The 8,649-nt window shown below is 29.1% G+C and carries 8 protein-coding genes; all 8 read right to left on the bottom strand.

What is annotated here, in order from left to right:
• Nucleotides 1-121: 121 nt before the first annotated feature.
• Nucleotides 122-799 carry a flagellar brake protein gene (locus tag SVN78_06385; GenBank protein MDY6821231.1) on the bottom strand — a complete coding sequence of 226 codons (678 nt, stop codon included), beginning with the start codon at nucleotides 797-799 and terminating at the stop codon, nucleotides 122-124.
• A 106-nt stretch (nucleotides 800-905) separates the two neighbouring features.
• Nucleotides 906-2,108: an FprA family A-type flavoprotein gene (locus SVN78_06380; protein MDY6821230.1), complete on the bottom strand. Its 1,203-nt coding sequence runs from the start codon at nucleotides 2,106-2,108 to the stop codon at nucleotides 906-908.
• 50 nt (nucleotides 2,109-2,158) lie between these two features.
• Nucleotides 2,159-2,320 (bottom strand): rubredoxin, encoded by a 162-nt coding sequence (locus tag SVN78_06375; GenBank protein ID MDY6821229.1) that lies wholly within the window; start codon nucleotides 2,318-2,320, stop codon nucleotides 2,159-2,161.
• A gap of 13 nt (nucleotides 2,321-2,333) precedes the next feature.
• Nucleotides 2,334-3,374 carry a bifunctional oligoribonuclease/PAP phosphatase NrnA gene (locus SVN78_06370; protein MDY6821228.1) on the bottom strand — a complete coding sequence of 347 codons (1,041 nt, stop codon included), beginning with the start codon at nucleotides 3,372-3,374 and terminating at the stop codon, nucleotides 2,334-2,336.
• A 4-nt stretch (nucleotides 3,375-3,378) separates the two neighbouring features.
• Nucleotides 3,379-4,434 carry a hypothetical protein gene (locus SVN78_06365; GenBank protein ID MDY6821227.1) on the bottom strand — a complete coding sequence of 352 codons (1,056 nt, stop codon included), beginning with the start codon at nucleotides 4,432-4,434 and terminating at the stop codon, nucleotides 3,379-3,381.
• The gene (locus tag SVN78_06360) at nucleotides 4,412-6,625 is read right to left on the bottom strand and encodes a hypothetical protein (protein MDY6821226.1); all 2,214 of its coding nucleotides are present in this window, start codon (nucleotides 6,623-6,625) and stop codon (nucleotides 4,412-4,414) included. Before SVN78_06360 ends, SVN78_06365 begins: the two co-directional genes overlap by 23 nt.
• Nucleotides 6,622-7,815 (bottom strand): Mur ligase family protein, encoded by a 1,194-nt coding sequence (locus SVN78_06355; protein MDY6821225.1) that lies wholly within the window; start codon nucleotides 7,813-7,815, stop codon nucleotides 6,622-6,624. The genes SVN78_06360 and SVN78_06355 overlap by 4 nt, the downstream gene beginning before the upstream one ends.
• Nucleotides 7,802-8,649: acetyl-CoA carboxylase, carboxyltransferase subunit beta (gene accD, locus SVN78_06350; protein MDY6821224.1), on the bottom strand; the 848-nt coding region annotated here is incomplete at its 5' end. The genes accD and SVN78_06355, both read right to left, overlap by 14 nt.

The raw sequence follows: 8,649 nt of genomic DNA, 5'->3' as shown, positions 1-8,649 counted from the left end.
AACTTTTCACTAATCTTTTTTATAAAATTAAGCAGGTTTTCACCCTGCATTCCATCAAAATCACCCATAATATATATAACAATTCTATCTTTCTCTTTTTTATATTGTATCGCCATAGCAGCTATTGAACTAACTTACTCATCTTAATCTGTTCTTGTAGACCAAATCTTACAATTTTATCCCTATCTTTATCTTTTATTGATAAAAACTGTATACCATAACTAACTTTATTATTATCTGTATATATTTTAACAACCTTTCCTATTACTGAGCTTAAATCTGAAATTAAACGCCTTAAATCTAGTTCAATTATATCGTTTACCTTTAAGCCAACCTTAGATTCAATCCTACATCCACCAGCAGATATATCTACCAAAAAACCAGAACAATTCTTTTTGTTAAAAACAATGAGATTATCACTTTTAGTAGTCCGTAAAATATAAAAATTTACTTTTTCTCTAATATCGATCCTAAAAAATTCTCTCTGCTGTAACAAATATAGATTTTTCGGCCTTACAATGCAAACATACCTTTCTGCTCTATTATTTTTGTTATAAACATAGCTTTTTAATATAAATTTACCAAATTTATTTATAAATGTAGCCTCGACTTTTGATTTATGCGGAAGCAAGATAATTTTATCATTTTTTATTGGCGCAGAAACATATATATAATTCTCATCAAAATTAATTATATTAGCAGTGTATTTAACACGGATTTTTTTTGTTGTAACAACTAAATCGATTTTCAAATCTTTATAAATAAGGGAATCAATAAATTTGATTTTCTCAACTTTCATATTTTAAAATATAAGATTATTAAATCAATATTCTATAATAATGTTTATATTAATTAGATATATACAATATTATTCAAATAATTTTTTATAGATCAATTATAATAGCCTATGATTCAAGTATCGAAATACCAAGTTCACATCCCCACTTATATGCTTCCTCCAAATCTTTATCACTTGGGGTCATCTTAACCATAAATGTGGGCATTGGTGTTTTCATTCTCATAGTTTTAACAATGTCTTCACTAATTCTTACACCTTCCCCACTCCATCCATAAGAACCAAAAACCCCAGCAATGCGACCTGAAACATCTAATACAACAAGGTTAGCAAATACATCAAAAATAGGCTTAGGTGCTTTTGCATTAATTGTAGCAGTACCAATTATTAAACCCTTAGATATCTCTATGCTATCAATTATCTTCTTCATAGGTTCGTTAGCTGCATCAATAAGGATAGTCTCAACGCCTGTTTCTTTCAAAGCCCTGTCAATTGTCTCAGCTAGCTTCTTTGTATTGTTATAGGCACTTGCATACAAAATTGTTGCTATATTTTTGTTTTTTCTAATATTAAATTTAACAGCTTGATCCCTGTAAAAATCTATATAATACTGAATATTTTCACGCAATATAGGACCATGAGAGGGGCATATAATATCTATTTTCAAATTTTTTATCTTATCAAGAGCCTTTAGAATATGATTCTTAAAGGGTCGCATAATACTCATATAATAATATTTAAATGCATTATAGGCTTCTTCTTTATTCTCTAAGGTATCATTAAAGATGTTATATTCACAATAATGAGCCCCTAAGAAATCACATGGAAAAAGAATATTTTTTTCTCTAAGATAAGTAAACATAGTATCAGGCCAGTGAAGAAAAGGTGTGTGGAAAAACTCCAAGGTGTAGCCGCCCAAATCAATTGTATCACCATCGGATACAGATCTACCATTGAACTCTTTATTTATTATATTTTCAACAAAGCTCTTAGCAGTCTTAGAATATATCACCTCTATATTTGGATTTTTATCAACTATTAAAGGAAGTGTTCCTGAATGGTCTGGTTCTGTGTGATTTAATACAATATAATCTAATTCTTCGATTGGACAAATCTCCTCAATATTTTTTAGGTGATCCTCCTTAAAATTAAATTTGCATGCTTCTATTAATGCTTTTTTCTCTTTGCCTACAATTAAATAACTATTATAAGTAGTGCCATCTTTTGTAGGCACAACTATATCAAAAACCCTTAATTCTGGGTCAAAGACACCAACAAAATATATATTTTCCTCTATCTTTATAGCAGACATATACAACCCCCATAAATTATAGAATAAGGTTTGCCCTTTTAGGGCAAACCTTATTCTTCATAAACCTCAAAACTTTCTTTAGGTGCACCACATTCTGGACATACCCAATCATCAGGCAAGTCTTCAAATGATGTGCCAGGCTGAATACCATTGTCTGGATCACCTACCTCTGGATCATAAATATAGCCGCAGATAGTACAAATATATTTCATATCACACCCCCTGTTATAGTTTTAATTTCTCTACATTACTTTTATCATATATATTATTATTTTTAAATATAATATTTAAAAATCTCTTTTTTACAATAGATACAACTTTTTCGTATTTTTCTTTTTCATTCAAACCGTTTAATAGTTTATTATTCTCAAGCGGAATTTGCCCTCCTGCTGATTTTAAATGCCCACCACCATAGCCTATGCCTCTTGTAATCTCTGTTGCTATGTTCCCTAAAAATTTCTTAGATAATTTACACCTCAATGAAAAATAACACCCTTTATCCACTTTTCCCATAACTAAGCTCCATTTAATATCCCTCATCCTGATTAAAAAATCAGACATCTCAGCTATAAAATCAGCATTTCTAACTTCATCTAAATTGCAAAAGATTAATTCATTAATAACCTCTACCCTTTCTAGAGCAATATGCAAGTTTTTAAAATAATACCTAGGAATCTCTGGCTCTTCAATTTTTGATAACTTTCTTAAAGAAATGTAGGGGGTAACATAACTCATCATTTCCAAGTCTAATTTAGTATTATTCCGTGCAGCACCTATTGTATCTGTCTTTATTCCATAGTATAGAGCAGTAGCCGTATTTTTATCAAAAGGGATATTCAATTTCTTGTAATACTCGATAACTATTGTGCTGGTGCTCCCAATATTTGGCCTTACATCTATAATCTTAGCTTTTTTTGTGGCACTTCTAATATAGTGATGGTCTATAACTATATGAGGTATCTGCTTCTCAGTCAAATAGATATTCCCCGATCCTGGTTGTGTATCAACTAATACAATACAATCATATTTAACTGGATTTAGCATTTTAGCATTAAACATTTTTATACTACATACCTTCACTAATTCCCTATTCTGAGCTCTTCCAATAATCCCTCTATAGGCAATGGTGCATCTTTTTTTATAAATATAACTAAACAGGTTTTTTAAAGCAAAAGCTGATGCAATTGAGTCAGGATCAGGATTATTATGGGTAAATAAAAGTATTTTCCTGATAGGTTTGATAAACTCTAGAATCTTATCTATCATATTATTAAAATAGAAACCTAATATTTATTATTTTATCATCCCAGCCTATTTCATAATTAAATCTATCCCTATAGTTTTTTAGCTTATCAAGAAAATCCTCTCTTTTGTATATTGTTTTAACAAATAAATTTATAGAATTACCCAAATATTTATCTATGCCATAATCATTTACAACGCCCATATTTTTTAGAAAATCTAAAAAATTATAAACATCGGCATACTTTTTATAGTCACTTAATAAGATATTATAGCTAAATATTTCTCTATTAACATCTTTTATTTTAATTATGTTTTCTGACACATACCCAATCATTTTATCCAAAGCTTTATTTAAAGCACTAAAAAAAGCTCTATCTGAAAATTCATTAATATCTGTCACTATAACCTTAATAGTGTTAAACTTATGGCTTCTTGTATAAATATTGGTAATCAATTCAAGCCTGCAATAACTTTCATTATCAATAATATTAATATCTGAATCAAGGGAAATTATAAAAAGGTAATATCCTTTACTATTGGCAAACTCTGTTATTACATTATCAAACTCCCTGTTGTCATTTAAAGCAAATAAATAATCCTTCTCATATTTTATATCTAAATTAGCTGATTTTAATTTATTACCCACTGCTTCATATAAATCCTTTTCAGCAAAACCTTCAGAATCCCCCTTTATATTAATTATATAAACTACTGGAGTCATTATCTTATCAATTAAATAGTAAATATCCTCAATGCTAAAATCTATAATATCAGCTCTAATTGAGTAATAAACCTTGTAATCCTTAACATATCGTGAAGTAATCTTATATGATTTTAAAAACTTAAAAAACTCCTCTGTAATCTCAGGTATATTGTAAGTGTTTGGAGTCTTTTCTTTTAAATAATTAAAGATCCCATCTTTTAAAGCTACCTCTTTTGCTTTCATTTCTGCTATTTTCATACCGCCATCATGAATAACTGCAAAGCCTTCGCCTTGTACTATTTTACCATATATATTTTGACAGCAGAATGAAAACAATAAAATTATTAAAATGTTACTACATAATTTTTTGTTCTCCACTACCCAATCCTTTTAATGATATAAATAATATAACAGAATGATCAGTATCATCATCTATGTGATCATATTCGATCTCATCATACCTATCATTTTTATACATTATTCCAACTTCCCAGCAATCGGATTTATATGAAGTTTTTACTGAAAACCTATTTATATCTAAGCTGGTTACTATATCTTCACTAAAATCTTCCACCTTATCGGATGCTTCCATAGAAAATTCAATATTAACCCTTTTTATATTAAATCCAACCCTTAAATCTAATTGTGCATTCTCACTACTTATTATACTGTTAGTAAATAGATCATTTATAGACATATTATAATTATTCAATAAAATATAATTCTCAGACAGCTCTAATAATTCTTCGTCATACAGTTGTCTTAAAGAGATATAAAAATTTTCAAAATTTAAGTTTAATCGGTTATCAAAATAGGTTATCCCTTCACCATAATAATCAACTTTAACTTCATTTTGGTAATTCAAATATCTTTTATATGTAAAATTAATTTTTTCATGAAATGGGTGTGCCCTATCATTCTCCCTAAAATCAACTCCACTGATAAGATCCAATCTCAAATTCCATGCAGAAGTCTTAAAATAATTTGTCAATGTATATAAAAATGCATCCTCCTCATCAATCACATCATCTTCTAATGCCCTAATTAATTCATCCTGTTCAAGATGGGGAGTCCTTGTATATTCAAATGTATTATAAATATGATGACTAAAATCCTCATAATTTTTATATATATCATTAAGTTTTAATTTAACACTATAATTATAGATTGTTCTCTCTATATCATTGTTATCTACACTAAGTTGTGCAAGATCATGATCTTTATCATCCCTTACCCTGCCATAACCAAAAGATGGGGTGTCCCACCTTGTATAATATTGTTTATAAGAGGGTGTTAATGTCCCAAAACCTAAATTTACTGGTTTGTATAATGTTAGATATCCATGAATACGCTGGAAATCCTTTGATATATCCTCATCATCTCTCACATCTATATCATATATATCATTTTCAGTCTCAACATTATCATATTCAAACTTATAATCTAAATTAACCAATCCAAGATTAATATAGTTTTTTTCAACTAAGATATTAGGTTTTCTAACCTGCCGTTCTTTAATAAAACCATTCTCCAGATCAAAAAAATGCATATCATCTCTATATCTAAGAGTAAAATCTGCATATTTTGTATAGTAATTTAACCTAACCTCATTAATAAATCTGTTTTCACCAAACTCATCTAATTTATTTATAGAATAATCATCAAAATCCCTTCTATAACGATAATCAGAAACATAATTCTGGTTAAATCTCAGTTCTAAATTATCAAAAATATAGAAATTACTAATATTTGTTAATTTCCACCTCTCTTCCTTATCTGCCTCTGTATCAAAATCATGTAGGAATTCGCCAGCTATGTAAACTTTTTCGCTTTCGCTTTTGGCATATCTGAACTCGCCTAAAGGTTGCACGCCTTTTGAGGTAAAGATGTTTGCTCCAAGTGTAGCATCCTTATCGACATCAATATTTGCAAAATACTTAGGACCAAATATAAAACCCAGCTCTGAGCTTGTGCCTACCTTAGGGATTAAAAAACCACTCTCTCTTTTTACTTTAATTGGCCATGCGAAGTATGGAAGATACAACACAGGGACATCTTTAATCTTTGCTTTTACATTCTTTGCGGTAAATATCTCGCCATACTCTATATTTACCCTTTTTGCAGAAAATGACCAATCTGGGGGCTTATTCTCACAACCAGTAATTGTTGCATTATCAAGGATATAATTATTTTCATTTAACCTCTTAATTTTTGAAGCTTTAAAATACTTATCTGGATAATAATAGCCACTGCCATTTTCTATTATACCCGTCATTTTATCTAAATTAATTGATATTCTATCTGCTGTAATATAGCTCTCTTTATCATTAATAATAACGTGACCTTCTGCTTCTACATCATTCGTTTTCCTGTTATAAATAACCTTGTCAGCAGTTAACAACATATCTTTGTAGTAAATAAAGACATTCCCTTCGGCCTTAACAATATTCTCTAATACATAGGTAATACTATCAGCTTCTAATGATACTTCAAAATTTTCATCTATTTCCCCATAGGAAGTGCTGATAAGCAATATAAAAAACAATAAGAAAAAGAAATATCTTATCATTTTTTAATTACCTGACCTCTCAAATAAGCACATAGATAAAATGATCCAGTCACAAGTATAGTCTGCTTCTCTTCTCTATTTAAATAGGTAAGTCCCTTTAATGGATCTCCTATAAATTTTAATTTTTTTTGCTTATATGTGTCAATGTTATTTAATGTATCAATACTAATAGATCTATTATTAAATGGAATAGTTGTTAAAACTATATTATTTGAGTATTTTGTTAAAACTGCAATAAATTTTTCTAAGTTTCTCTCCTTTGTTAATGAAAATAAGACGCTGGTCTTACTATTACTATTAAAGTTTTTAAAGAGTTGTAGTAGGCCATTTATTGTGTGTGTTCCATCAAAAATAATATTTCCAAACCTTTCAAATCTACATAGTGGCAATTCTATAGCCTTGCCATCATATACCCTATTAGTTAAATAATTAAAAATTCGCAAAGCTAACAAGAAATCATAATAGTATGGGTATGGATAAGAATATTTATCAACTTTAGGCAATGTATTTATCACATTATTTATTAATTCATAATTATAAGAAGTAAAAAAAACTTTCTTATAAACTAGTTTTTCTAAAATATAATCCCTTATAAATTTCTCGTTATTCCCAACAAATACTACATTGTTGTTTTTAACAATAGCAAGTTTTTCATCAATTATCTTATATATTTTTCTGCCAAGTATATGGGGATGATCATAGGATATATTTGTTATAACAGGTAGCTTATTAACTAACACATTTGTAGCATCTAGCCTACCCCCCAAACCTGTCTCAATAACTGTATAGTCAGGTTTTTGTTTTGAAAAATAATAAAACGCAATAAGGGTTAACGTCTCAAAATAGGTTAAATCATATTTTATAATTACTTTTGCCAATTGTTTATATATGTCCTCAAGTTCATCAGAGCTTATATTTTCATTATTATATACAATTCTTTCATTTATTTTTTCAATATGTGGTGAATAAAATGATGCTACATTATAACCGCTATTTATTAACATATTAGAAATAAAATAAACAGTGGTACCCTTTCCATTTGTCCCAGCCACATGTATTATAAAGCCCAAATCCTTTTCATTAAAAGAAATCTCATTTAACGCTTTTTCAATCCTTGCTAAGGATAGACTCATACTTCTCATTTCAATCTTCTTTGAGATAAAACATGCAAAAGAGTTATTCTGTACCATAAAAATCTAATAGATTATTTATAACTTCTCTCCATTTATTTCTATGAAGTACCATATCAACCATTCCATGCTCTAGTAAAAATTCAGCTGTCTGAAAACCTTCTGGTAATTTCTGTCTAGTTGTCTGTTCTATAACTCGTGGGCCAGCAAAACCTATTAAAGCCCCAGGCTCAGCAATAATTGAATCCCCTAACATTGCAAAGCTAGCTGTAACACCACCTGTAGTTGGATTTGTTAAAATTGATATATGGGCTAATCTTTCTTTTTCTAATTTCTTTAATACAGCCGATGTTTTTGCCATCTGCATTAATGATAGTATGCTCTCCTGCATCCTTGCACCACCAGAGCAACTTATAGTAATAACGTGTGTCCTATTTTTTATAGCTCTCTCAAATAGCCTAGTAATCTTTTCACCAACAACACTTCCCATACTACCACCTAAGAATTTAAACTCAAAAGCGCCAATATGAACTTCTTTACCATACACAGTGGCAGTACCAGATATAAAAGCCTCATTTAAGCCAGTCTTTTTTATTGCGCTCTTTAGCCTATCTGCATATCTTTTAGTATCTTTAAACTTTAGTGGATCTAATGAGTAAAGATTGCTATCAACCTCTTTAAAAGAGCCCTCATCAACAATTATATCAATCTTTTGTCTTCCATCAATTTTAAAATGATACCCACAAATAGGACAGGTGTGAAAATTATTAATTATATCATTCCTATAACTAATCTCTTTACATTTCTCACATTTTATCCATATATTTTCTTTAATCTCTTTTTTTGTTAAGCCTGTAACTTTTTTTATTTGATCAAATAATATACTTTTTAAAC

It is taken from the genome of Deferribacterota bacterium (assembly GCA_034189185.1).
GTDB lineage: Bacteria > Chrysiogenota > Deferribacteres > Deferribacterales > UBA228 > UBA228.
This window is presented reverse-complemented; position numbering and strand designations above follow the sequence as displayed.

What these genes read in the sequence shown, in the direction of transcription:
- SVN78_06360 (MDY6821226.1), bottom strand. Translation starts at nt 6,625, where the DNA reads ATGATAAGATATTTCTTTTTCTTATTGTTTTTTATATTGCTTATCAGC.
- SVN78_06385 (MDY6821231.1), bottom strand. Translation starts at nt 799, where the DNA reads ATGAAAGTTGAGAAAATCAAATTTATTGATTCCCTTATTTATAAAGAT.
- SVN78_06380 (MDY6821230.1), bottom strand. Translation starts at nt 2,108, where the DNA reads ATGTCTGCTATAAAGATAGAGGAAAATATATATTTTGTTGGTGTCTTT.
- SVN78_06355 (MDY6821225.1), bottom strand. Translation starts at nt 7,815, where the DNA reads ATGGTACAGAATAACTCTTTTGCATGTTTTATCTCAAAGAAGATTGAA.
- SVN78_06375 (MDY6821229.1), bottom strand. Translation starts at nt 2,320, where the DNA reads ATGAAATATATTTGTACTATCTGCGGCTATATTTATGATCCAGAGGTA.
- SVN78_06370 (MDY6821228.1), bottom strand. Translation starts at nt 3,374, where the DNA reads ATGATAGATAAGATTCTAGAGTTTATCAAACCTATCAGGAAAATACTT.